Origin of the sequence: Corynebacterium gottingense (assembly GCF_007559235.1) — a bacterium.
In the GTDB taxonomy this organism is placed as follows: Bacteria; Actinomycetota; Actinomycetes; order Mycobacteriales; family Mycobacteriaceae; genus Corynebacterium; species Corynebacterium gottingense.
Window position 1 is genome coordinate 50329 of the sequence record NZ_VMHH01000006.1, and the last position, 24508, is coordinate 74836.

Below are 24508 nucleotides of genomic sequence, written 5' to 3' on the forward strand. Positions count from 1 at the left end.
ATGAAGAAGATTGCTGCCGCCATCGTCGGCCTGACCGCAGCGCTCACCATGACCGCCTGCGGTTCCGTCGAGTCCGCCGACAACGCGGAATCCACCGGCTCCGAAGGCGCCTCCGAGAGCCAGGCCGTATCCGCCGAGAAGTGGGAGGCCCCGGAAGGCCTCTCCGGTGAGCTGGACTACTACTCCGCGAACCCGCAGGGGCTTACCGACGCCCTCGTCGAAGCCTTCGAGGAACGCACCGATGTGAAGGTCAACGTATTCGCCGACACCACCGGCAAGATCACCGCCAAGCTCAAGGCGGAGGAAGCGAACCCGCAGGCCGACGTGGTCTACCTGGCGTCCTGGAAGGCGGCCGCGAAGCAGGCAGAGGCCGGCGCGCTCGAGGCGTACAAGCCCGCCAACATTGAGAACTCCAACCCGAAGTGGAACGCGCAGGACGACACCTTCCACGGCCGCGACGGCTCCGCGCTGACCCTGGTGGCCAACACCGACGTCATCGACGAGGCCCCGACCGACTGGGAGGACCTGGCCGACCCGAAGTACAAGGACATGGTCATCATGCCTGACCCGCGTGAGTCCGGCACCGCCGCCGACCTGCTCGCCGCCATGGTTGCAGAGTGGGGCGAGGACAAGACCTGGGAGCTCTTTGACAAGCTGTTTGACAACGGCATGATCGTCGAGGGCGCCAACGGCCCGGCGCTGGACAAGGTCACCTCCGGCTCCAAGGGCATCGTGCTCGGCGGCGTGGACTACTCCGCGTACTCCAAGAAGGACAAGGGCGAGGCGTTGGAGATCAGCCTGCCGCTGTCCGGCACCACGGTCTCCCCGCGCCCGGTGATGATCATGAAGACCTCCGACAACAAGGAGGCAGCACAGGCCTTCGTCGACTTCATGTTCTCCGAGGAAGCGCAGCAGATCTCCGCGTCCAAGTACATGATCCCGGCGAACCCGGAGGTCGAGCCGAAGGAAAGCCCGAAGCTGGACGAGATCACGCAGATCTCGGACGACTGGGAGGCCATCTCCGCTGAGTCCAAGAACGTTCGCGAGCAGTTCGCCGAGCGTTACCTGTAACACCCACCCGCGGCGCGACTGGCGCCGCCTGCGCGAGGAGCGAGGAAGTACGTGACGACCTTGAACACGGGAACGCCGGGAACGCCGCTGGCCGAGCCGGGAACGCTGTCGGCCGAGCCAGGAAGCAACAACGCGCGGGCGGGGCGGCGCCCGGGGCGTAACACCAGGCGGGGCAACGGCCCCGGCATCTACGTGGTGCTGCTCCTTCTCCTCGTCCTCGTCGCTGCCCCGCTGCTCTCCGTGCTGGTCACCGCGGTGACCGGCTACCGCGATGAGCCGTCCGCGCTCGGCGAGCTGGTCGAGCCCGGCATGCTCAAGGTCCTGGGTAACACGATTGTGCTCTCGCTCATCGTCGTCCTCTTCGCCACGCTCTTCGCCGCCCCGCTCGCCCTGTTCCGCGCCTGGACCCCCATGCGCAAGGCGGGCTGGGTGGAGGTGCTCATCATGGTGCCGTTCATGACCCCGCCGTTCGCCGCGGCGATGGCGTGGATGGACTTTACTCGCGTGCGCGGCGTGGCCGACATGCTGCTCGGCGAGACGCTCGGCGGGTTCGCCCACGACGCCATCTACTCCGTCTGGGGCATGGGCTTCATCATGGCGGCGGAGCTCTTCCCGTTCCTCTACCTCATCCTGCGCAACTGCTTCGAGGGCATCCCCGCCTCGCAGCTGGAGATGGCGCAGGTGGCGGGCGCGTCCCGCTGGCAGCAGTTCACCCGCATCATCGCGCCGATGGTGGTCGGCCCGTACTCGTTGGGCGCGCTCATCGTCTTTATCAAGGCGGCCGGCGAGTTCGGCACGCCGGTGACGCTGGGTAACGCAATCGGCTACAAGGTGCTCGTGTCCTCGATCTACGAGGACGTGACCATCGACCCGCTTAGCTTCAGCAGCGCGGCCGCGACCTCGTCCGTGCTGTTCGCCCTCGGCGTCACAGCGTGGGCCATCCAGCAGTGGGCGAGCCGGAAAGACCTCACCGGAGGGGGAAGGGCGTCGCGGCCGGTGCGACTGCGGGCGTCGAAAAGCGCAATGGCCCTCGCTTGGGTGTACAGCATGGTGGTGTTTGCCCTGTCCGTATTCATCCCGTACATCTCCATCGTCCTGGCGGCGATGACGATCCTGCGGTCCAAGGCGCCGACGCCGAACAACCTCACCTTCGACTACTTCGCCATCGTGCTGTCCATGCCGTCTGCGCAGGAGGCGCTCACCCGCTCGATTCTGCTCGGCGCGATCGGCGCGACGACCGCGGTGCTGGTCGCCCTCGCGATCACGCTGCTGACCATGCGGCGCTCCACTATCGTGGCAAAGCTCACCGACTTCCTCGCCGTCGCCCCCGACACCGTGCCCGGCATCGTCCTGGCCATCGGCTTTATCCTCCTGTGGAACTCCCCCAACCTGCCGTGGACACCCTACGGCACCCAGATCATCCTGGTCATGGCGTTTACCGTACTGTTTACGCCGATGGCGGTGCAGAACGTGAAGACGTCCGCGGCATCCATGTCGCCGACGATGTTGGAGGCCGCCGCGATCTGCGGCGCCACCCCGGCGCAAACTTTCACGCGCGTGACCGTGCCGCTGCTCGCGCCGGGCCTGTTCGCCGGCTGGCTGCTCGCCTTCTTTGTGGGCATCCGCGAGCTGGTCATGTCCTCACTGATTCGCCCGAGCAATATCAACCTGCTCGCGCCGTGGATCATGAACCAGTACGACCAGGGCCACCGCGCCGAAGCGATGGCGATGACGCTCATCGGCGTCGGCACCTCGACACTCGTGCTCGTGCTCGTGCGCTGGTGGCAGGGGCGTAGCACGTCCGTTCGGTAACTGGGCGCTGCGTGTCGGCGGGCTTCGTAGGATTGAAGCTGTCGTTTCCCCAGGAGGTCCCGCATGGCAGATTCCCACTCGAGTTATTTCACATTCACCACCGATTTACCCGGCACCAAGATTGAGGTGACCGTGATGGTGGACTCGCTTTTTCACGACTCCACTTCGCCTCGGCAGAATGAATTCGCCCGCGAGTTGGCAGCGACGCTATCCCTAGCGGCGTCCGAGTACACACCGACGGAGCCGTGGCGCAACGAGTCGTTGGACGCCTACGTCGTGCTGGCCAACACCCACCAGCTGCTGGACCTCGCGCGCAATTCTGTGGAAGCCACCCCGTCGCAGGCGCGCCGCTACTTCGCGGAGGCCGCAGACAACCTTGAGGTGCTCAAGGAGTGGAACCCGCGCTTCACTAATGCCTACTACCAGGCAAGGAAGTGTGAGCAAGCGGCCGGCAACTTCCTCATGGATGACCTCGAGGAGTTTCACGATTGCTTAGAGACGTGGCTGCCAGCGCGACTGCTAAGCACCAGCCCCACGGAGCGAGTCGTGGTCGTGGATGATTTGCAGACGCCAGAGAGTTTCGCCGCCACGCTCACCCCGGACCACGAGGCCGTGAGCGTGAACATGCTGGACGCCGACGAGGTGGATAGCTATACCGCTGTGGGCCGCACGGTCTACCCGGTGCCGATGTACCCGGACGGAACGATTATGTCACGGCTTGGCACGTCCGTTTACGTCGACGGCATGCGCCTGACCTACATCGTCGACACGGAAGATGAGGCGTTCCCGCTGTTGAAAAAGCTTGGCGAGGCAGCCGAGGAATTCTGCAGCGTTACACGCGGTTACACGCCGGTGGAGTACTACACCGAACTCGCTTGCGCGAAGCAGCTGGACAATCTTTGCTACTCCCCGCGTTTCGAGGAGGACGGGGTGTACCGCCGCAACCTGCTGGAGATGTACGCGTATTCGCTGTCCGTGCTGAACGACTTCGACGCGTCGTTCGAAGTACCCCGCGACCTGGCCCGCAGTGCAGCCGACCTCAACGAGGAGATGCGCATAGAGGCGGCGGTTGAGCTGACCCGCACGATTGGGCACTGGCTGCCTCGCGACATTTCGGACCTCATCCCCCGCGGCTGGACCGACGATTCTAACTACGAATTCGCGATGTTGCTTGAGGACGGGCTGAACATGCTACCGGGGCGCCGCTTCATCGTGGTGCTGGACCACCAGTCGCCCGAAGAGTACGAGCAGACGCGCCTGCCCAACCGGGAGAAGCTGTACCCGATGGTCTACGGGGAGATTGCGGACGTAGACATCTTCGGGTGGCGCAACGCGCAGATTTTCCTGGGCGACATCTAGCTTGCGGGCTCCGCATTGCGGACAATTCGGCGTCCACCAAAAGTTGGTCTGCTCCAAGTTTTTGTACGAATCGATCGTTTAGCCGTTTCGGGCTTGCAAATCCCCAGGTCAGTTTTTGGCCGCTTTGTGTCAAGTGGTTGTGAACGGGTTTGGGTGTTAGATCGTGATGGGTGGTGGGGTTAGGGCGGTTTGGGTGGTGGTGCGGATGATGCTGACTTCTGCCGGTAGGCCTGTGCCAGCTTTGACGTCCGGTAGTTGTGTGATGGTGCCTTCGCTTAGTGCGTTTTCGCATCCCTTCTTCTCGCTTGCGTTGCAGTTTGGTTTAGGTGCCGTCGAGGCCTGCTTGTGGTGGGGAGTAGTTGATTCCGCTGTGTGGGGTGGTGTTGTAGACCGGCACCCAAGCGCTGACCCAGGTGTTAGCTTCGCCCAGCGTGGTAAAGGTTTTTGGATAGTAAGTCCTGGTTTTCAGGGTCTGGAACACCGACTCGGTGTGCGGGTTGTCCTTGCTGGTGTGCAGCCGGTTCAGCGAACGGGCCACACCGTGCGCGGCGAAGAGTTTGCCGAGTCGTTTGCTGGTCATCGCAGCTCGGTTGTCGGAGTGCACGGTGTGCACTTCAGGAAAGCGAGTGAAGATGTCGGCGAACATCGCTGCTGCAAGTTGGCTATTTTCTCGTTCTGCGACGACGAACCCGACGATGGCACGCGAGTACAGATCGATCACCATGTGCAACGCGAAGGTTTGTCCGTAGCACCGGCCAGGCAAAAACGTAATATCCCAGCACAACACCTTCCCAGGGTCGATGGGCCATATCTACTTACCAGCGTCAACTAACTTGGCCCGGCACTACCGCTCGTTAGATGTACAACTAAGGGACGCGAAATTAGTGATATAAATCACTTTCTGGAAAATTTCCTTTCGCATTTCCATGTATGTACATACACTCTATCTCGATTGATGTATGTGCATCAATCGAGATTTCCAAGCCGACACCCGACACCCAAGAGGGTCCCCTTCTAGGCCGAACACGAAGGAGCAATCATGTCCCAGACAGCAACGACTGAGACTATTCCCGCCCGCACTCTCAGTGCGTCGTGGGCGCAGGTCGCAGCGATTGTCACTGCGGTCGACACCACACTAGGTAAGTGGCTGCTTGACAACTACAACATCGGCCTTACTGAGTACCGAGCCGTGCTCCATCTGAGCCGGACATCCGATCGGGAACTGCGGATCACCGAGCTCGCGAACCGGGTCGGCCTTACTCAGAGCTCGGTAACCCGACTGGTCGAACGAATGGAGGCTAAGGGGCTGGCATTCCGGGACACCTGCCCAGATGATGGGCGAGGGGTCTTTGCGGTCATTACCGACGCCGGTCTCAAGGTCGTGACAGAAATCCGCGAGCCATACGAAACGAAGATCTGCGAGCTTCTCAGTGATGCGGCCAAAAAGTACCCGCAGCTGAACCTGGTTGATCTCGACCAGTCATTCCAGGCAATCAGCAAGCTCATCTCCTAAGGGCCCCAGCGTTTCCGGGGTCGACCCACACACCTATACATGTATGTACATACATGCTCTGAACCGAAAGGCCTGATCCATGACCACGAAAATTGATGTTTTTGTCGACTACGTCTGCCCGTTCTGCTTCCTCGTGGAGGGAGCAATCGACGAGCTTAAGCGAGACCGTGACGTCGAGGTAACCATTCGCCCCTTCGAGCTACGCCCTCACCCTGTTCCTACTCTGCGGCCAGAAGATGACTATCTACCGCGGATCTGGAAGGACGCGGTTTACCCGATGGCCGAGCGCCTGAATGTGCCAATCAGCCTCCCAACGATCTCCCCGCAGCCACGCACCGAGAAGGCGTTCATGGTGCTCCAGCTGGCCCAAGAGCGCGGCAAAGCCGACGCGTACTCCGAGGCAATGTTTAAAGCGTTCTTCCAGGAAAACAGGAACATCGGCGATGATGACGTGATCGTTAACGTCGCCACTTCCGTAGGTCTTGATGCGGGCGAGGTTGAAGCCGCTCTGCATAGCGAGGACCGACGGGCCAGGCAGCAAGCCGACCAGGACTATGCAGTCAACACCGTCGGCATCACCTCTGTGCCGGGCTTCGTGGTCGACGGTTACCTTCTGTCCGGAGTCCCCAGCGCTACACGGCTAAAGAAGACCGTCGACGACTTGACCATCAACACTGCCCCCCGCGAGGCTCGCCCATGAACACGACTGCCCCGGAGGCCCTCGTCGAGGTCATGGACCAGGCCGTGGAAAGGTGTGTGGAGCACGTCGAGGCCGGGGGTTTGCCCTTCGTCGGTGTAGTCGTCGACGACTCGGGCGTCATCTCGGATTTCGGAGTCAACCGAGTCCGGGAGACTCGCGATCCAAGTGCTCACGCGGAGATCGTCGCCATGCGTGAAGTCCTCGACGACCGGGAGGATCTATCCGGAACCATACTGCTCGCCACCGGCGAACCTTGCGGGCTGTGTTATCGCTTTGCTCTCGACCACGGCATCGAAGCCGTCTACGTGGCTGTCGACCGTGATGCCGTCGCCAAATGGGGATTCGACTATCGCGCCAGTTATCCCTCGCTGGGCATCACCGATGAGCTCCGGTCTGCCGTCTTCCATAATCTGCCCGCCGAGCGCGGCAATGAGCCGTTCTCCCGATACCTCCAGACACAAAACAAACGTGGACGCTGATCAGCGCTCCTGCACCCCCTTGAAAGGACTCCTACCATGAGTTGGCTCTACCTCGGAATCGCTGTCATCTTCGAAGTCGCGGTCGGTATCTCCGCCGGGAAAGCACAAGGCTTCACCAATTTCTGGTGGAGCGTTGCCACCCTCGTCAGCGGCGGAATCGGCACCTTTTTCCTCAGTCTGGCCCTGCTGACCTTCGACGTCGGTGTCGGCTATGCGCTGTGGACCTCTCTGGCCGGCGTCGGAATTGTCATCCTCGGCGCGATATTCCTCTCCCAGAAGCTGACGTGGAAGAAGCTGCTGGGTATCGGAATCGTCATCACTGGCGTCGTCGGGCTCAACCTCGCCGGCACTGCCTAACACCCCCTCTCGCCCCATCTTCAGAAAGGACTGTATTCATGTCCACCAATGCAACCCGCGGCACTGCCGCCCCAGAAACCACCGAGAAAAACGCCAGACCCTGGCTGGCTCTACTACTCGCCGGAGGATTCGAAGTTGGATACGCTCTAAGCGTCAACGGTAGCGAAGGCTTCACCAACCTCACGTGGTCCCTCGTAGCGATCGTTTTCTTCCTCTTCACTCTGTTCTTCCTGAGCGTCGCTCTGAAGAAGATCGACGTGGGCATCGGCTACGCCGTTTGGGCCGGAATCGGCGCCGTCGGCGCCGCCCTGCTGGGCCCCGTCTTCTTCGATGAGACCCTCACCCTCGTGAAGGGATTCTGGCTGACTGTCATCATCGGCGGTGTCATCTGGCTCAAACTCGCCGACAGCCCGAAACTCGAGGCGAAAAAGAGTGATACCCGGACCGCCATGGCCTCGGAACAGCACCAATAACAACCCGTCGGCCTACCCTCGCCCACTCCGCCGCTGCTGTACTGGATGAAACCAACTTCCAGAACCGGCCCTACGGTTTGGGGAGAACACGAACGCCACAGCCTCAAGCGCTGCCAACGTCTCATCATCGAGTAATTCCCCCGCCGCCAGCACACGCGGCGGCATCGACAAGATCTCCTCGACCTCCTCACGCGACATCTTAGGCTTGATCTTTCGGGCAACCACCGGGGCTTCAACAGCCCCGGGCGACGTCAACGCCGACGGCACCAACTCAGGCAACTGTGAATCGGTCATGAACAAAACCTCCTACGGTTCGTTGTTCACAACCACCCTGGCATTAGGGGGCGCCGTTGGTTCGTACAAAAATGCGACTCGAAGGGGCGCGGACTCATCGGTGCACGGCGCGCCCGGATACCCTGGGGCCATGCCTCACCTCGCAGCCGACCCCATCCTCGTTGTCGCCGACATCCACTTGGGCCGAAAACAGCACGGCGACAAGAAGATCGGCCCGGGCATCGACTGGGCCCTGGGCGCGCTGCGCCGCGGCGCGCAGGAAGGGGCTGGGCACTTTGTGATGCTTGGCGACGTCATCGACCGCTCCCGCTTCACCAGCGCCACCTTCGGCGAGGTCACGCGCTTCTTCGCCCGCGCCCTCGAGCTGTTCGACACCGTCGTGTTTATCGCGGGCAACCACGACGTGCACCACGACCTCACTGGAGTCATTCCGGGTGGGGTGATCGTCGCAAGGCAAGAGCCCCAGACCATCCGAGCGGGCGGGTGGGCGCTGCACACCGCCGCCGTCGAAGTGGACCGCGACCCGCGCCGCTTGGTGCCGTCGTTCCCTTCGCGTATCAGCGGCGCGCCCAACCTCGGACTCCTCCACACCTCCGTCACCGGCGAATACTCCAACAACGCCTGCCTGCCCTGCGACGTCGCGGAGCTCGAGGCGCGCGGCTACGACGCCTGGGCGCTCGGACATGTGCACCAGCGGATCGCGCTGGACGCGGCCGTGCCCGTCGGCTGGGTGGGTATGGGGCGCGGGCTCATCGCCTCGCTTGACGACGCCCACGTGACCCTCCGCGACCTCTGAGCCCGGACCTAGATGTCGTAGTCGCCGCGGGCGGCCGCGATGTCGTGCGCGGACGGGGCCTCGCGGGTCAGCGCGATGAAGTTGCGCAGGACGCGGTCCATCTGGCGCGCCTCGACGAGGAACGCGTCGTGGCCGACGGGCGAGGACAGCTTCGACATCGCGAGCAGGTTGCCTAGGTTGCGGGAGAGGTGTTCCTGCTGGTGGTAGGGGTAGAGAATGTCGGTATCCACGCCCACGATCATGGTGGGCACGGTCGATGAGGCCAGCGCCTTGTTGAGACCGCCGCGCCCGCGGCCCACGTCGTGGCGGTTGAGGGCCTCGGTGAGCGTGACGTAGGACGCAGCGTCGAAACGCTCGGTGAGCTTGCGACCCTGGTGCTCCAGGTACGACTGGACGGCGAAGCGCTCGCCGTCCTCGCGGTAGGCGCCGAGCGGGTTTTCGCCGGGCTGGGCGGAGGTGCCGAAGCGTTCGTCGATCTCCAGCTCGCCCCGGTAGGTGAGGTGGGCCAGACGCCGCGCGGCGGCCAGGCCCGCGTCGGGCGCGCTGCCCGTGCCGTGGTAGTTGCCGCCCTGCCAGTGAGGGTCCTGCGTGATCGAGGTGATCTGTGCCGTCTGGATCCCAATCTGCCACGCGCTCGCGCGCGCGGAGACGGCGATGACCAGCGCGTAGTCCACCTGCTCCGGGTAAAGCAGCGTCCACTCCAGCGCGCGGGCGCCGCCCATCGAGCCGCCCAGGATCGCGTGCACGCGCGAGATACCCAGGGCTTCGAGGAAGCGGTGCTCGGCCAGCACCATGTCGCGGATGGAGACGGCGGGGAAGCGGGAGCCCCACACTCCGGTGCCGCCCGGGTAGGGGGACGCCGGACCCGTCGACCCGTAACAGGAGCCGAGGGCGTTGGTGCAGATCACGCACCACTCGTTGGTGTCCAGCGCCTTGCCGGGGCCGATCGCTTCGCACCACCAGTCGGAGGCGTCCGGGTCTCCGGTCAGCGCGTGCTCGACAAGCAGGATGTTGTTGGTGCCGTTGGGGTCACCGGCCGGCTCGCCCCATCGTCGGTAAGCAATTTGCACCTCGTCGATCTGGGCACCTGCCTCGGTGCGGAGGGTGCCGATGTCGACGGTGGCGAGCTGGCCCTCGGGGGCGAGTGTGAGCATGGGGTCCGCCTAGATCGCCGCGAATCCGCGCTTGAGGTCGTCGATGATGTCGTTGATGTCCTCGATGCCAACCGACAGGCGGACCGTGGCCTGGCTGATGCCGGCGCGCTTGAGCCCCTCCGCATTGGACTGTGAGTGGGTGGTGGAGGCAGGGTGGACCACCAGGGAGCGCACGTCGCCGATGTTGGCCAGATTGGAGTGCAGCTTCAGGGCGTCGATAAACGCCCAGGCCTTGGTGCGATCGTCCGGGTCGCCCGCGACCTCGAAGGAGAGCACGGAGCCGGTGTGGGCAAGGCCGAGCTTGTCCTTGACCGCCTTGTACGGCGAATCCGGCAGGCCCGCGTAGTTGACCTTCGCCACCTTGTCGTGGTTGGCCAGGAACTCGGCGACCGCAGCAGCGTTCTCGTTGTGCTTGTCCACGCGCAGCTGGAGGGTGTCCAGGCCCTGGAGCGCGACCCACGCGTTGAACGGGGAGATCGCCGCCCCGGTGTCGCGCAACAGACCGGCGCGGGCCTTGAGCGCGAAGGCGGGCGCGCCCAGGTCGGCGTACTTCAGGCCGTGGTAGGCCGGGTCCGGGGTGGTGAAGTAGGGGAAGACGTCCTCGCCGTCGCGCTGGACGGTCCAATCGAAGGAGCCGCCGTCGATGATCGCGCCGCCGATGGCCGCGCCGTTGCCCGTGTAGAACTTGGTGGTGGAGACCACGACGACGTCCGCGCCCAGCTCGATCGGGCGCACGAGCGCGGCGGTGGCCATGGTGTTGTCCACGATCAGCGGGACCTGGTTGGTGTGCGCGACCTCGGCGACGGCCGGGATGTCCAGCACGTCCGCGATCGGGTTGCCGAAAGTTTCCGCGTAAAGCGCCTTCGTGTTCGGCTGGATAGCGGATTGCCAGCTGGCCGGGTCGTCCGGGTCATCTACAAAGGTGAACTCGATGCCGAGGCGGGGCAGCGTGACCTCGAAGAGCGTCTCGGTGCCGCCGTAGAGGCGCGGGGAGGTGACGATGTGGTCGCCGGCCGAGGCGAGGTTGAGGATCGCGGCGGTCTCCGCAGCCATGCCGGAGGCGAAGGCGACAGCGGCGACGCCGCCCTCCAGGGAAGCGAGGCGATCCTCCAGCGCCTGCTGCGTTGGGTTGGTCAGGCGAGTGTAAATCGGGCCCGCGTCCGAGAGGTTGAAGCGGTTCTCCGCGTGCTGCGCGTCGTCGAAGACGTAGCTGGTGGTCATGTAAATCGGCTGGTTGCGCGCGCCGGTATCGGAATCGACGGGCTGGCCTGCGTGGATAGAGCGGGTGGCGAAGGCCCACTCGTTGGCGTTGGAGTTGTCGTAGTTGCTCATGGCTCCCGACCGTAACGTGCGGTCGGCCCATTGTGTACCAAGCTGTCTATTTTGCGTGTTAAATGGCTGAATAAAATTGAGGTAGTTTACCCAGCTCGTAGAAGTGTGATGTGCGTTGTAGTGAGCGGGGATGTGATCTGGTTTACATTAGATGGTGTGCCGGACACCGCCTAAGAATTCGATGCTGTAAGGAGACACCACGTGCCAACCCAACCCGCAGACCACGTCCGTGAAGACATCCGACTGCTCGGGCGGGTGCTCGGCCGGGTGATCGCGGAACAGGAGGGACAGGAAGTCTTCGACCTGGTTGAATCCACCCGCCGCACCGCCTTCGACATCGCGCACGGCGACGCCACCCCGGATGACCTGCTCGCCGTGCTCCGCGAGCTGGACATCACGAACGTGAACCTGGTCGCCCGCGCGTTTAGCCACTTCGCGCTGCTGACCAACCTCGTCGAGGACCTGGACGACGAGAAGGTCCCCGCCCCGGTGTCGCTGCGCAACACGTTCGCGCACCTGCACGACAGCGGGGTGGGTGCAGATCGGGTCGCCGAACTGGTCGCCGGCGCGCAGGTCTCGCCGGTGCTCACCGCGCACCCCACCGAGACGCGTCGGCGCACCGTCTTTGACACCCAGACACGCATCAAACGCCTGCTCAGCGAGCTTCACGCCGGTGCGGACCCCGAGGCGATCGAGCGCGAGATGGAGCTGCGCATGACCCTGCTGTGGCAGACCGCCCTCATCCGCATCGCGCGCCCGCGCCTCGAAGACGAGATCGACGTCGGCCTGCGCTACTACAAACTCTCGCTGCTCGAGCAGATCCCGGAGCTCAACCGCGCCATTCAGCAGTTGCTTGCCGACGCCACCGGGACCGTCCCTGCACTCACCCCGGTCCTTCGCCCGGGCTCCTGGATCGGCGGCGACCACGACGGCAACCCGTACGTCAACGCCGAAACGCTCACCTACGCCACCCGCCAGGCCGCCGACACAGCGCTGGCGCACTACCTGGACGAGCTGGCCGACCTGGAGCGCGAGCTTTCCCTGTCGGACCGCTATTCCACCTGCTCCGCAGAGCTTTCCCAGCTCGCCGACGCCGCCAACAACACCGCCGAGTCCCGCGTGGACGAGCCCTACCGCCGCGCCGTGTACGGGATCCGGCACCGCGTTGCGGCAACGCGCGCGGCGTTGGCGGGGGAGCAGGTGGGCGTCGACAAGCATGCGCCCTACGCTGACCCGAGCGAACTGCTCGCCGACCTGGACTGCATCGACGACTCGCTGCGCGCGCACGGCGGCGCGATTATCGCCGATGACCGGCTCGCGCGCCTGCGCTCGGCCGTGACCACCTTCGGCTTCCACCTGTACACGCTCGACTTGCGACAGAATTCCGAGTCCTTCGAGGCGGTCGTGGCGGAGGTGCTCGCGGCAGCCGGTGTCTGCGAAAACTACGTGGAGCTCGTGGAGGAGGACCGAGTGGAGGTGCTCGTCGAAGAGCTGCGCACACCGCGACCATTGCTGCGCGCCGAGGCGCAGCTTAGCGACGCCACGCGCAAGGAAATGGGCATCCTCACCGCAGCAGCACGCGCCGTCCGCGACCTGGGGCAAGGCACGATCGCGCAGTGCATCATCGCCATGACCGGGGCCGTCTCCGACATCCTCGAACCCATGGTGCTGCTCAAAGAGGTCGGGCTCGACGCGGTCAACGTTGTGCCGCTGTTTGAAACGATCGACGACCTCGCGCACGGCGCGCGCATCCTCGAAGACCTCTGGTCACTCCCGTTCTACCGCGACTACCTGCGCGCCCGCGGCGACGTCCAGGAAGTCATGCTCGGCTACTCCGACTCCAACAAGGACGGCGGCTACCTGCAAGCTAACTGGGCGCTGTACGACGCCGAACTCGCCCTCGTCGAACTTTGCAACCGCCACGGCATCCGCCTTCGGCTCGCACACGGCCGCGGCGGGGCAGTCGGCCGCGGCGGCGGGCCCACCTACGACGCCATCCTCGCCCAACCCAAGGGCGCCGTCGACGGCTCCATCCGCATCACCGAGCAGGGCGAGATCATCTCCGCCAAGTACGGCTCGCCCGAGACCGCCCGCCGCCACCTCGAGGCCTTCGTCGCCGGCGCCCTCGAGGCCTCCCTGCTGGACACGGAACTGATCGCCGACCCGACCCGCGCCTACGACATCATGCGCACGCTTGCCGCCTACTCCGGCGAAAAGTACAACGAACTCATCGGCGACCCCGGCTTCATCGACTACTTCACCCAGTCCACCCCGCTCCACGAGATCGGCGAGCTCAACCTCGGCTCCCGCCCCGCCTCGCGCAAACAAACCACTGCGATCTCCGATCTTCGCGCTATCCCGTGGGTCCTGTCCTGGGCGCAGTCGCGTACCAACGTGCCCGGCTGGTTCGGCGTCGGCACCGCGGTCGAACGCTGGGCAGGCGAAAGCGAAGAGCGTTGGGAGGACCTGCGCGAGCTCTACCGCGACTGGCCGTTCTTCCGCTCCGTGCTGGCAAACATGGCGCAGGTGATGGCGAAAGCGGAGATGTCGCTGGCTCGCCTCTACGCCGACCTGGTCGAAGACGCTGATGTCGCCGAGCGGATTTTCGGGCTCATCTCCGACGAATTCGAGCGCACTCGCCAGGTGTACTTCCGCATCACCGGGCACACGGACCTGGTTGCCGAGAACCAGCGGCAGGCCCGCTCGCTCAAGCGCCGCTACCCCTACCTACTGCCGCTCAACGCCGTCCAGCTCGAGCTGCTTCGCCGCTACCGCGCCGGCGACGAAACCTTCCTCGTCTCCAAGACCATCCAGGTCACCATGAACGGGCTCGCCACAGCGCTGCGCAACGCGGGGTAGGTTTCCGCGGAGTGAGGGAACCTGGACCTGGTTTTCTTCGTCAAACTAGGTATGGGGATTGACAGGGAAAACCAGGTCGAACTGCGGCGGTGGGAAGCACGGAAGGGGGAGCTGCGGCGGGGGATCGTCGATAAGCGCGCGCTGTCGCGGGAGGCACTCGTGTATCTCGCTGAGCACTATTTGGCGCTGAGCTCAGTGATCTACTACCCGCGTAGCGCGTGGGAGGAGTTGCGATACCATGAGCGGCAATGGCTGCGCGTCGAAGCCGCTGGCAGGACAAGTAACAGCGCGATCCTAGTTGGACGTTCGGCTGCGCGGATGCACGGTATGTGGGTCATTAGCACGTCAGCGGAACACATTGAGCTCGCCTTGCCATCCGGGGGTGTCTCTACCAACAGAGATCGTAGTCAGGGCCTGGTGTTTCGTCGATCGAAACTGCTCCCGATGGACATTGGCGACGTTGACGGGCACCGACTGACAACCGGTTTCCGCACTTTCGCTGACATCGCCCGCTACCACGGATTCGTCGAGGGACTCGTGGCGGCCGACTACCTACTCCGGAGAGGGTTCGATCTGGAGATGCTGCATACACATGCTGCCTTGCTCGGAAGAGCCAAGGGAATTGGCACGGTGAGAAAATGTTTGGACCACGCGGTAGCCAACTCCGATTCACCGTACGAATCCCTCGCGCGTGGGCTGCTCATCCAAGCAGGAATTGGTCCGGTGACAACGCAGTATGAGGTGGCTGGGCGGTATGCCGATCTGTGCATCGATGGCTGGCTGCTCATCGAGATCGATGGTGAGGTGAAATACCAAGGCCCAGACGCAGAACAGGTGAGGCAGAAGGAATTTCGCCGGCAAAAGCGGATAGCGAACCAGGGGTATGTGTTCCTGCGGTACTCGCCGGGCTTCCTGCGCAGAAATCCGGAGACGTTTGTGCAAGAAGTGCGCGACACTCTGGTGGGGCAGCAGAAAGCGGTGCGGCGGAGGCTACGTTGATGCGGCTGACACGAAAGCTAAAACGTAGCGGGAGAAGCGTAGCCCCTAAAACGTAGCCTTTCGAGTAAACGGAAAAACTTTGGCCAACTCAAACATGATTTACTCGAAAGGCTACGTTCTAGAGGCTACGCATTAGGGGCTACGCTTCTGAGGCTACGTAGTGCGACATCGACAGGCCAGGTCAAGAGCCACAAACCAAAACCCCGGCCGCCACGAAAACGCAGCAACCGGGGCCTAGACAGTGAAGACCTAACGCTTACTTCTTCAGCGCGTCGATGATCTTGTTAAACGTTTCGGACGGACGCATGACCGCAGTGGTCGTTGCCTCGTCCGGCCAGTAGTAGCCGCCGAGGTCAGCGGCGTTGCCCTGTGCGGCGAGCAGCTCGGAGTCGATCTGCTCGGCGTTGTCGCGCAGGTCCTTGGCGATCGGTTCGAACGCGGAGGCCAGCTCGGCGTCATCGGTCTGGGCTGCCAGTGCCTCGGCCCAGAACAGGGACAGCCAGAAGTGGGAACCGCGGTCGTCGATCTCGTTGACCTTGCGGGAGGGGGACTTGCCTTCGTCGAGAAGCTTTTCGGTGGCCTTGTCCAGCGCGGCGGCCAGGACGCCGGCGCGTTCGTTGCCGTTGGTGTTTTTCTCGTGGCGGAAGGACTCGGCCAGTGCGAGGTACTCGCCGAGAGAGTCCCAGCGCAGGTGGTTTTCTTCCTGGACCTGCTGGACGTGCTTCGGGGCGGAGCCGCCGGCACCGGTCTCGAACAGGCCGCCGCCTGCCATCAGCGGGACGACGGAGAGCATTTTCGCGGAGGTGCCCAGCTCCAGGATGGGGAAGAGGTCTGTGTTGTAGTCACGCAGTACGTTGCCGGTGACGGAGATGGTGTCCTCGCCGCGGCGGATGCGCTCGATGGAGGTCTTGGTGGCCTCGACCGGGGACTGGATGGAGATGTCCAGGCCTTCGGTGTCGTGGTCGGCCAGGTATTTGTTCACCAGGTCGATGAGGTTGCGGTCGTGTGCGCGCTCCTCGTCGAGCCAGAAGATGGTCTTCATGCCGGACAGGCGGGCGCGGTTGACGGCGAGCTTGACCCAGTCCTGGATTGGGGCGTCCTTGGTCTGGGTGGCGCGCCAGATGTCGCCGGCCTGGACGTCGTGCTCGATGAGTACGTCGCCTGCGGAGTTGACCACCTGGACGGTGCCGTCGGCCGGGATCTTGAAGGTCTTGTCGTGGGAGCCGTACTCCTCGGCCTTCTGTGCCATGAGTCCGACGTTCGGGACGGTACCCATGGTGGTCGGGTCGTAGGCGCCGTTGGCGCGGCAGTCCTCGATCACGGCCTGGTACACACCGGCATAGGAGGAGTCCGGGATGACGGCCAGGGTGTCCTGCTCCTGGTCGTCGGCGTTCCACATGTGGCCGGAGGTGCGGATCATGGCCGGCATGGAGGCGTCGATGATCACGTCAGACGGCACGTGCAGGTTGGTGATGCCCTTGTGGGAGTTCACCATGGCCAGCGACGGGCCGTCGACAAGCTGCTGCTCGAACGCCTTGCGGATCTCCTCGCCGTTCTCCAGCTCGGACAGGCCGTCGAGAATTGCGCCGAGGCCGTTCTCGCCGTTCAGGCCGGCCTCGAGCAGCTCGGCACCGTACTTGTCAAAGACGGGCTTGAAGTATGCGCGCACGACGTGGCCGAAGATGATCGGGTCGGAGACCTTCATCATGGTGGCCTTGAGGTGTGCGGAGAAGAGCACGCCCTCTTCCTTGGCGCGCTTGACGGCCTCGAGCAGGAATGCGTCGAGCGCAGCGGCGGACATGTAGGTCGCGTCGATGACCTCGCCTGCCTGGACCTTCAGGCCCTCCTTGAGCACGGTGCCGTCGGCCATCTTGATGGTGAGGGTGTCCTCGGCCGGGATAATGACGGACTTCTCGTTGTGGCGGAAGTCGCCGGCATCCATGGTGGCGACGTTGGTCTTGGAGTCCTTCGACCACTCGCCCATGGAGTGCGGGTGCTTCTTGGTGTAGTTCTTCACAGCTTCCGGCGCGCGGCGATCGGAGTTGCCTTCGCGCAGCACCGGGTTCACAGCGGAGCCCTTGACGGCGTCGTACTTCTCCTGCGCCTCCTCGTACTCCGGCAGGTCAAAGCCGGCGGCCTGCAGCTCGGCGATAGCCTTCTTCAGCTGCACCAGAGATGCGGAGATGTTCGGCAGCTTAATAATGTTCGCCTCGGGCGTCTTGGCCAGCTGGCCGAGCTGCGCCAATGCGTCGTCAAGCTTCTGCTCATCGGTGAGGCGCTCCGGGAACTGCGAGATAATGCGGCCGGCGAGCGAGATGTCGGCGGTATCCACATCGATCCCTGCCTGGGAAGCGAACGCCTCCACGATCGGCTTGAGCGAGTAGGTCGCCAGCAGGGGCGCCTCGTCGGTGCGGGTCCAGATGATCTTAGCCATTGTGCTCCTCATATTTCTGGTTGGCAGTGTTCAACCTCTCAGCGTACAGCGTTTACATACCGCTTGTCCTGTAAAAGGTAGTCTCGGGGGCATGAGTCTCACTATCGCTTCTGTGAATGTCAACGGGATTCGGGCCGCGACGAAGGTCCGCAACGAGGACAACCTGGGCATGCTCGAATGGCTGCAGCACACCAGCGCCGACGTGGTACTGATGCAGGAAGTCCGCGCGACGGAGGAGCAGGCGCACGCGGCGCTTGCCCCCGCCCTCGAAGAGGGTTGGCAGCTGGTAGTTGCGCCCGCTGAGGCGAAGGGGAGGGCCGGGGTTGGCATTTTGTCGAAGCACTCGCTTATCGACGTCCACACGGGCATCCCCGGATTCGAAACCGCCGGCAGGTTCCTGGCGGGGACCCTGCCGTGCGGGACGCGCGTCGCCTCCCTCTACCTGCCGTCGGGCGCGGCGGAGACCGCGAAGCAAGATGAGAAGTACGAGTTCCTCGACCAGTTCGAGCCTCTGCTTGCGCAGTGGGCCGCGCAGTACCCGCAGATGGTGATCGGCGGCGACTGGAACATCTGCCACCGCCGCGAGGACCTGAAAAATTGGAAGACGAACCGCAAGAAGTCCGGCTTCCTGCCGTCGGAGCGCGCGTTTATGGACTCAGTGTTCGGCGCATTCCCCGACGATGAGGCGCAGGATATAGAGGACAAGGCGAACGCGGGCTGGGCCGGCGCGGTCGACTACGGCCCCGAGGGTGCGGCGCCTCGCACGGCCACGGCGGAGCCAGCGTGGTTCGACGTGGCCCGTCGCCTGTCGCCGGAAGCTGCGCCGTATACGTGGTGGACCTACCGCGGCCAGGCGTTTAACAACGACGCCGGGTGGCGCATCGACTACCAAGCCGCTACCGCCGACATGCTCGCGCGGGCGCGGCGCAGTTGGGTGGAAAAGGCCGACGCGGTGGAGCTGCGCTGGTCGGACCACTCTCCGCTTCTGGTGGAGTACGCCGATGCGTCTGAGGTCGCGGAGGGCTGAGCATGATCGCTTCCTATGTTGCCAACTTCAGTACCGCGAACCTGGTCTCCATCCTCTACGTCATCGGCATCGTGGCCGAGGCGATGACGGCGGCGGTGGCGGCGGGCCGGATGCGCATGGACCTGTTCGGCGTGATCACGCTCGGCGCGCTGACCGCGCTGGGCGGCGGCACGGTGCGCGACGTGCTGCTCGGCACGTACCCGCTGACCTGGGTGGAGCAGCCGCTGTACCTGGTCACTGTGATCGTCGCGGCGGCGGTGACGGTGCGGGTGAGCTGGTTGCTCGTGCGGCTGCGGCGCAGCTTCCTCGTCGCCGATGCGATCGGCCTGGCGGCGTTCGCCGTGCTGGGTATCCAAACTGCGGTGGAGAACGGGCACGGCTTCATCATCGCGTGCGTTGCGGCGGTGACCACGGGCGTGTCGGGCGGTGTGCTTCGCGACGTCCTCTCCGACCGCGTCCCGCTCGTCTTCCACAAGGAGATGTACGCCTCGGCTGCCGTCATCGGTGTTGTGGTGTGGTGGGTCCTGTCCTGGCTGGGCGTCCACGAGTGGGCGGTCATCCTCGTGACGCTCGTCGCGGTGCTCGGGGTGCGCCTGTTCTCGCTCAAGCGGGGCTGGAGCCTGCCGGTCTACGAGTACGACGAGGAGGCCGCCGCGGCGTACGACCCGCGATACGCCCTGACCACCTTCATGTATCACCGCGCCCGCCACATTCCGGGTGCACGCACCGCGTACCGGGGGTTGAAGAAGATGAAGCTGCCGCCCAGGAGCGAACGGAAGCGCGCCGACGGCGAGCGATCCTGACATCGCGTACCCCCGCCCCCCGGATTCGGAGACGCGGGGGATTTTTGGGGCAACAACTGAACACTGTTCAGCGGATGCGGTAGCCTTTTGTCAGTCATTACATTGAGAACGGAGTTTAACCAATGTCACACGCACCTATTCTTGATATTGCACGCGAAAAGGCCCTGGAGAAGGGCGAGGGCCTGAACCAGGGGGAGATCCTGCAGGTCCTCCAGGTTCCTGACGAGGACCTCCAGGAGCTGCTGGAGATCGCGCACGAGACCCGCATCAAGCACTGCGGCGTCGACGTGTCGCTCGAGGGCATCATCTCCCTGAAAACCGGTGGCTGCCCCGAGGACTGCCATTTCTGCTCCCAGTCTGGCCTGTTCGAGTCCCCGGTCCGCGCCGTGACCCTGGACATCAACGAGCTCGTCGAGGCTGCCAAGCAGTCCGAGAAGATGGGCGCGGCCGAGTTCTGCATCGTCGCCGCCGTGAAGGGGCCGACCCAGCAGCTGCTTGATCAGGTTGCCGCCGCGGTCAAGGCCATCCAGGACGAGGTGGACATCTCCATCTCCGCATCCCTGGGCATCCTCACCCAGGACCAGGCGCGCCAGCTCAAGGAGATGGGCGTGTCGCGCTACAACCACAACTTTGAGACCGCGAAGTCCTACTTCCCCAACGTGGTGACCACCCACACTTGGGAGGAGCGCAAAAACACGCTCGAGTACGTGCTGGCCGAGGGCATGGAGACCTGCTGCGGCGGCATCATCGGCCTGGGCGAGTCCCTGGAGCAGCGCGCTGAGTTTGCCACCCAGCTCGCCGAGATCCAGCCGCACGAGGTCCCGATGAACTTCCTCGATCCGCGCCCGGGCACCCCGTTTGAGGACCGCCCGCTGGTTCCGCAGGGCGAGGCGCTGCGCGCCGTCGCGGCGTTCCGCCTGGCCATGCCGACTGCCCAGCTGCGCTTCGCCGGCGGCACCGAGCTCGCGCTCGGCGACGACGGCACCGAGGCCGGCCTCCTCGGCGGCGCCAACGCCATCATCGGCGGCAACTACCTGACCACCCTGGGCCGCCCGATCGAGCAGGACCGCGAGGCCGTCGACCGCGTGCTTGACCTGGGTATCACCCCGGTCGGCCAGAAGATGAAGTCCGGCCACGGCGCGGTCTACGACACCATCAAGGCCCTCTAATGCGCGTTCCCGACAGCACTGAGCTCGCCGACGCTGTCCTGTCCGGCGAGATTCAGCTGCCCGTGAACCCGAACCGCCCCTATGACGCGCCGCGCATCTGCCCGGTGTGCGAGCGCCGCATGGTGGTAAAGATCAGCCCGTTCGGCTGGGAGGCGTGCTGTTCCCGCCACGGCATCCTGCGCTCGGAGTGGCTAGAGCGGTAGCGGAGGTGCGAGTGGTTGCTAGGGCACGAAGCGCTTTGTGCTACGAAACGCTATCGCGCTGACGGCGAGTGTGACCAGGCATGCGGCACTCATGCCACTGACTGCGGCGGTGTACCACTCACCTATATGGGATTCAATAGTCCAGCACAGTGTCACCGCGATGAGGAAGGTGGAGAAAGCGGTGATGAGGCCGCGCCCGGTGCCGTAGGAGGCGTAGACCAAACCGAGCGCAACCCCCACGATGGCAGCCACGAAGAAGAACGCGATGTGGAGCAGCATCGTCAGGGTCATAGATGTGGTGTCTTGCCCGGCGTTCGCCAGGATGTAGGGGTCACCGTTAGTGTCCACCCAGGGCACGTCTGCGCCGTTGGTGAAGAGGAACAGGTCATAGGCCTGGTAGTACGGGCTCTTGAACTGGTTGTAGATCGAGGATGCCGCGGTGGACACTCCAAGTATCACCGCCGCAATGACGGCGGTGATTGTTGCAGAGTTCATCCACGCGGAAAAGCTCGCGCCGAGCTGGTTTAACGCGCTCCACTGCGTGCCAGCGTGGATAAATAGGGCGGTCAGGGCGAAGCCTCCGAAGATGGTCCAGAGGGAACCATCTCCCCCGTAGAAACGGCCCAGAGGGGCCAGGATCAGTAATACGGCCAACGCCACCAGGTAGGACAGCGGCTTGAAGGGGCTGAGGAAGAGTTTCATCGTGCGGGCCTTTCTGTCGCAAGGAGGTCGATGAGTTCGGCATCGTCCGGGTATTCGATGGGCAGGTGGACATTGTTCTCACTGATGGGTTCAGTGAAAGTGGCGCGTGTCGTCGGCCCGAGGCTCGCCGTCTCGGCGACGGGGAAGCGAGCGATAAGTTCTTTGATCTCGGCGGTGGGGCCGGTGACCGTCGGAAAACGCAGGCGGGCGTCGTCGAGTGGGACAGGGCGCGAGACCTCGTTTTCGAATGTCTGCATGACATGGGTGGCCAAACCGGCGAAGTCCTCGGCGCGATGCGACGCCATCACCACGCTGCGCTGCGGGTTCTCCGCGATGTAGTCAATCAGCCGCTGGCGGACCTGTTTGCGGGTGGTGGTGTCGATGCCGTCAAACGGCTCGTCGAGGAGTAGCAGGTCCTTGCCGATGGCTAGGGCTACCTCGATGGTGAGGAGGCGGCGCTGCCCAACGGAGAGGTCCCTGATGCGGGTGTTGGGGAAGTCGAGCTCTACATGTGGGTGGATGGCCGCGACCGCGCGCAGGTGGCCGTCCACGGTCGTGCCCGCAAACTTCGCGTCCGCACCAGCCGGGACAAACGCGGCGTGCGGGCCCATGAGCGTGTGTAGGAAGTGGGTTTTGCCGGCGGCGTTTGGGCCGACCAGCGCGTAGAAGCCGGGGTTCATTGGGTGCGCTCCTTTTCAATCATTGCGGCAAGCTCCTCGGTGGTGATGCCGAGCTGGTTGGCCTCATGGACAAGCGGTTGGACAAAGTCGCGGGCAAATGCCTCACGACGCGTACCTAATACCTGGTCACGCGCACTCTCTAGAACAAACATGCCGAGCCCGCGACGCTTTTCCAGCAGGCCCTCGTCGAATAGTTCGGTGAGCGCCTTGGCGGAGGTTGTTGGGTTGACGGAGTGATAGGCGGACAACTCGTTGGTGGACGGCACCCGGTCGCCGGGAGCGAGGGTGCCAGCGCCGATGAGGTCACGTAACTCATCGGCAATCTGTTGGTATATGGGTTTACCACTCATGTGGGTAACCATAGAACCGGCAAGGCTGGCGTGTCAACCCCCAAATTTTCCAACGCGCCGGGTATGGCAGGTTAGATCGCGAAAGCTGCTTGTCAGCGCTGATTTCTAGCAGTGCTGCATCCCTGTACTACTGGTCGGGTCGAGCAAGTGGTAGGCGAAATCTGAAATACCTACCGCAACTACCGCCACACCTGGGGGCATGGAAGGAGCCGGTGGCGAGGGTGTCGCCGGTATGGGTGAGGCGGTCGACGTGACGCGAGAGATCGTGGGCGACGGTGGTGGCGTCGTAACTGCTGCGTGCAGCCCATTGACCTGCGACATCAGGGGCGCATTCGGGGGAGAACTGCACCGAAACGATGGGGTCGAGCCACATTGCCTGGATAGGGCAGTGAGCACTCGAACCGAGTAGTTGCGCGCCGGGCGGGAGTGACACTACTGCGTCGTGGTGGGATTCGACGACAACCGGCTCGAGAATGAGGGGAGAGGAGAGGGTCTGTGCGACCGGCTTCGGTCAGCGACAGCCGTACGGTGCCCTTTTTGTTCTGGTTGGCCAGGCCAACGGAGACATCGCCGCCGAAGCAGTCGGCGATGATCTGGTGGCCGAAGCGCTGGAGCGGGCTGATCGGGACGAGCTGGAGGACAGTGATACGCACGTTGAGGAATCAAACGAGACGATGTGACGCATTTCAGCAGTGACGCGGATCTGCCGTTGCCCTCGCGTTCTCTTGAGGGTCAGCTTCTCGAATGAAGTCTAGCCGCGGTGCGGATGTTCTCCCTTGGTATCCTGAACTGTCTCAGGGCGGTTACTTACAGTCATCGCTGCTCTTTTCGTGGGCTTCATCGTAGCGATAAAGAACCCCGGGTTCCCTCGATTACGTATCGGGTTAATATGTGGTGTATGAAACGCGTCCTTTCCGGAATCCAGCCCACCGCCGACTCCTATCACTTGGGGAATTACCTCGGTGCGCTGAAGCAGTGGATTGATCTGCAGGATGACTATGAGGCCTTCTACTTCATCCCGGACCTGCATGCGATCACGGTGGAGCAGGATCCGGAGGAGCTGCGCCAGCGCACGATCGCCGGCTGTGCACAGCTGATCGCGCTGGGCATCGACCCGGAGAAGTCCACGCTGTTCGTGCAGTCGCACGTGCCGGAGCACGCGGAGCTGACCTGGGTGCTGCAGTGTCTGACCGGCTTTGGCGAGGCCAGCCGCATGACCCAGTTCAAGGACAAGAGCCAGAAGCAGGGGCAGGACCGCACCTCGGTGGGCCTGTTTACTTATCCCGTCTTGATGGCCGCGGACATCCTGCTGTACTCCCCGCAGCTCGTGCCAGTGGGTGAGGACCAGCGCCAGCACTTGGAGCTGACCCGCAACCTGGCGGAGCGCTTTAACGCGAAGCGCGGCGAGACCTTCGTGGTGCCGGAGGGCTTCATCCCGGAGGGTGCCGCGAAGATTTACGACCTGCAGGATCCTACGTCCAAGATGAGCAAGTCGGGCCAGAACCCGAAGGGCCTGATTAACCTGCTGGACGCGCCGAAGACGTCGGCAAAGCGCATCCGCTCGGCCGTGACCGACGCGGACGGCGTCATCGCCTACGACAAGGAGAACAAGCCGGGCGTGTCCAACCTGCTGGTGATCCAGTCGGCGCTGACGGGCAAGTCCATCGATGACCTGGTCGCCGGCTATGAGGGCCAGGGGTACGGCGCGCTGAAGGTGGATACGGCCGATGCGCTCGAGGCGTTCACCACGCCGCTGCGCGCTCGCTACGACGAGCTCATGTCGGATCAGGCGGAGCTCGAGGCCATCCTCGCCCGCGGTGCGGCCCGGGCCCGCGAGGTCGCCGCGCCGCTGCTCGCCGATGTCTACGAGAAGACGGGTTTTCTCAAGCGCGCCTAGCACCACACGGGGCATCAAGTATCGACGCCCCAACGCTTCCTCTAC

General features: G+C 63.9%; 25 protein-coding genes. 17 read left to right on the forward strand and 8 right to left on the reverse strand.

The genetic code is table 11. The annotated features are described in order from the left end of the window. The 3 genes from FPH17_RS07965 to FPH17_RS07975 all read left to right on the forward strand — a co-directional run bounded on the left by FPH17_RS07965 (nt 1) and on the right by FPH17_RS07975 (nt 4242). Nucleotides 1-1071 carry an ABC transporter substrate-binding protein gene (locus tag FPH17_RS07965; protein ID WP_095277710.1) on the forward strand — a complete coding sequence of 357 codons (1071 nt, stop codon included), beginning with the start codon at nt 1-3 and terminating at the stop codon, nt 1069-1071. Nucleotides 1072-1122: 51 nt separating this feature from the next. Continuing rightward, complete coding sequence (locus tag FPH17_RS07970) at nt 1123-2883, forward strand: ABC transporter permease (protein WP_244288084.1); 1761 nt, start codon at nt 1123-1125, stop codon at nt 2881-2883. Between the two features lie 63 nt (nt 2884-2946). Continuing rightward, complete coding sequence (locus FPH17_RS07975; protein ID WP_154879666.1) at nt 2947-4242, forward strand: hypothetical protein; 1296 nt, start codon at nt 2947-2949, stop codon at nt 4240-4242. Between the two features lie 322 nt (nt 4243-4564). On the opposite strand, the gene FPH17_RS07980 is transcribed toward FPH17_RS07975, so the two are convergent. Next, complete coding sequence (locus tag FPH17_RS07980) at nt 4565-5029, reverse strand: DDE-type integrase/transposase/recombinase (RefSeq protein ID WP_244288085.1); 465 nt, start codon at nt 5027-5029, stop codon at nt 4565-4567. A 252-nt stretch (nt 5030-5281) separates the two neighbouring features. Between FPH17_RS07980 and FPH17_RS07985 the strand changes: the two genes are divergently transcribed. From FPH17_RS07985 to FPH17_RS08005, 5 genes are all read left to right on the forward strand, one after another. Beyond that, entirely contained in the window at nt 5282-5755 is a 474-nt protein-coding gene (locus FPH17_RS07985; RefSeq protein WP_154879670.1) for a MarR family winged helix-turn-helix transcriptional regulator, read from the forward strand. 79 nt (nt 5756-5834) lie between these two features. After that, a complete protein-coding gene (locus FPH17_RS07990) occupies nt 5835-6455 on the forward strand; it encodes a DsbA family oxidoreductase (protein ID WP_154879672.1) in 621 nt (206 codons plus the stop codon). After that, a complete protein-coding gene (locus tag FPH17_RS07995) occupies nt 6452-6934 on the forward strand; it encodes a tRNA-specific adenosine deaminase (protein WP_154879674.1) in 483 nt (160 codons plus the stop codon). Before FPH17_RS07990 ends, FPH17_RS07995 begins: the two co-directional genes overlap by 4 nt. A gap of 36 nt (nt 6935-6970) precedes the next feature. Next, nucleotides 6971-7291, forward strand: coding sequence for a DMT family transporter (locus FPH17_RS08000; protein ID WP_095547594.1), 321 nt, complete (start codon nt 6971-6973; stop codon nt 7289-7291). A 38-nt stretch (nt 7292-7329) separates the two neighbouring features. After that, nucleotides 7330-7764, forward strand: a complete 435-nt coding sequence (locus FPH17_RS08005) for a DMT family transporter (RefSeq protein ID WP_095547739.1) — start codon at nt 7330-7332, stop codon at nt 7762-7764. Between the two features lie 12 nt (nt 7765-7776). On the opposite strand, the gene FPH17_RS08010 is transcribed toward FPH17_RS08005, so the two are convergent. After that, the gene (locus tag FPH17_RS08010; protein WP_154879676.1) at nt 7777-8058 is read right to left on the reverse strand and encodes a hypothetical protein; all 282 of its coding nucleotides are present in this window, start codon (nt 8056-8058) and stop codon (nt 7777-7779) included. Between the two features lie 130 nt (nt 8059-8188). Between FPH17_RS08010 and FPH17_RS08015 the strand changes: the two genes are divergently transcribed. Continuing rightward, nucleotides 8189-8854, forward strand: a complete 666-nt coding sequence (locus FPH17_RS08015) for a metallophosphoesterase family protein (RefSeq protein WP_167496797.1) — start codon at nt 8189-8191, stop codon at nt 8852-8854. A gap of 8 nt (nt 8855-8862) precedes the next feature. Here the strand turns inward: FPH17_RS08015 and metX are convergent, their stop codons facing one another. Further along, entirely contained in the window at nt 8863-10008 is a 1146-nt protein-coding gene (gene metX, locus FPH17_RS08020) for a homoserine O-acetyltransferase MetX (protein ID WP_154879680.1), read from the reverse strand. Between the two features lie 9 nt (nt 10009-10017). Beyond that, complete coding sequence (locus FPH17_RS08025; RefSeq protein ID WP_154879682.1) at nt 10018-11340, reverse strand: O-acetylhomoserine/O-acetylserine sulfhydrylase; 1323 nt, start codon at nt 11338-11340, stop codon at nt 10018-10020. Nucleotides 11341-11541: 201 nt separating this feature from the next. Between FPH17_RS08025 and ppc the strand changes: the two genes are divergently transcribed. Together ppc and FPH17_RS08035 are read left to right on the forward strand one after the other, a co-directional pair. Next, nucleotides 11542-14199, forward strand: a complete 2658-nt coding sequence (gene ppc, locus FPH17_RS08030) for a phosphoenolpyruvate carboxylase (protein WP_154879684.1) — start codon at nt 11542-11544, stop codon at nt 14197-14199. Nucleotides 14200-14250: 51 nt separating this feature from the next. Beyond that, nucleotides 14251-15198, forward strand: a complete 948-nt coding sequence (locus FPH17_RS08035; protein WP_095277699.1) for a putative endonuclease domain-containing protein — start codon at nt 14251-14253, stop codon at nt 15196-15198. Between the two features lie 256 nt (nt 15199-15454). On the opposite strand, the gene FPH17_RS08040 is transcribed toward FPH17_RS08035, so the two are convergent. Next, nucleotides 15455-17632, reverse strand: coding sequence for an NADP-dependent isocitrate dehydrogenase (locus FPH17_RS08040; protein WP_154879686.1), 2178 nt, complete (start codon nt 17630-17632; stop codon nt 15455-15457). A gap of 91 nt (nt 17633-17723) precedes the next feature. Here FPH17_RS08040 and FPH17_RS08045 point away from each other — a divergent pair, with 91 nt between their 5' ends. The 4 genes from FPH17_RS08045 (at nt 17724) to bsaP (ending at nt 20834) form a co-directional block, all read left to right on the forward strand. After that, complete coding sequence (locus tag FPH17_RS08045) at nt 17724-18659, forward strand: exodeoxyribonuclease III (RefSeq protein ID WP_154879688.1); 936 nt, start codon at nt 17724-17726, stop codon at nt 18657-18659. Nucleotides 18660-18661: 2 nt separating this feature from the next. Next, the gene (locus tag FPH17_RS08050) at nt 18662-19462 is read left to right on the forward strand and encodes a trimeric intracellular cation channel family protein (protein WP_095546123.1); all 801 of its coding nucleotides are present in this window, start codon (nt 18662-18664) and stop codon (nt 19460-19462) included. Between the two features lie 122 nt (nt 19463-19584). After that, nucleotides 19585-20631 (forward strand): biotin synthase BioB, encoded by a 1047-nt coding sequence (gene bioB, locus FPH17_RS08055; RefSeq protein ID WP_154879690.1) that lies wholly within the window; start codon nt 19585-19587, stop codon nt 20629-20631. After that, nucleotides 20631-20834, forward strand: coding sequence for a biotin synthase auxiliary protein BsaP (bsaP, locus tag FPH17_RS08060; RefSeq protein ID WP_095553415.1), 204 nt, complete (start codon nt 20631-20633; stop codon nt 20832-20834). The genes bioB and bsaP overlap by 1 nt, the downstream gene beginning before the upstream one ends. Nucleotides 20835-20852: 18 nt before the next feature. Here bsaP and FPH17_RS08065 read toward each other — a convergent pair whose 3' ends face one another. Genes FPH17_RS08065 through FPH17_RS08075 form a run of 3 tightly spaced genes read right to left on the reverse strand, consistent with a single transcriptional unit; the run spans nt 20853 to nt 22566 of the window. Beyond that, a complete protein-coding gene (locus tag FPH17_RS08065) occupies nt 20853-21536 on the reverse strand; it encodes a hypothetical protein (protein ID WP_154879692.1) in 684 nt (227 codons plus the stop codon). Beyond that, the gene (locus FPH17_RS08070) at nt 21533-22216 is read right to left on the reverse strand and encodes an ATP-binding cassette domain-containing protein (protein WP_154879694.1); all 684 of its coding nucleotides are present in this window, start codon (nt 22214-22216) and stop codon (nt 21533-21535) included. Before FPH17_RS08070 ends, FPH17_RS08065 begins: the two co-directional genes overlap by 4 nt. Next, nucleotides 22213-22566, reverse strand: a complete 354-nt coding sequence (locus FPH17_RS08075) for a GntR family transcriptional regulator (protein WP_095277683.1) — start codon at nt 22564-22566, stop codon at nt 22213-22215. The genes FPH17_RS08070 and FPH17_RS08075 overlap by 4 nt, the downstream gene beginning before the upstream one ends. Nucleotides 22567-23039: 473 nt before the next feature. On the opposite strand from FPH17_RS08075, the gene FPH17_RS08080 reads away from it, so the two are divergent. Continuing rightward, nucleotides 23040-23246: a hypothetical protein gene (locus tag FPH17_RS08080; protein WP_154879696.1), complete on the forward strand. Its 207-nt coding sequence runs from the start codon at nt 23040-23042 to the stop codon at nt 23244-23246. A gap of 209 nt (nt 23247-23455) precedes the next feature. After that, the gene (trpS, locus tag FPH17_RS08085; RefSeq protein ID WP_154879698.1) at nt 23456-24463 is read left to right on the forward strand and encodes a tryptophan--tRNA ligase; all 1008 of its coding nucleotides are present in this window, start codon (nt 23456-23458) and stop codon (nt 24461-24463) included. The last annotated feature ends 45 nt before the right edge of the window (nt 24464-24508 follow it).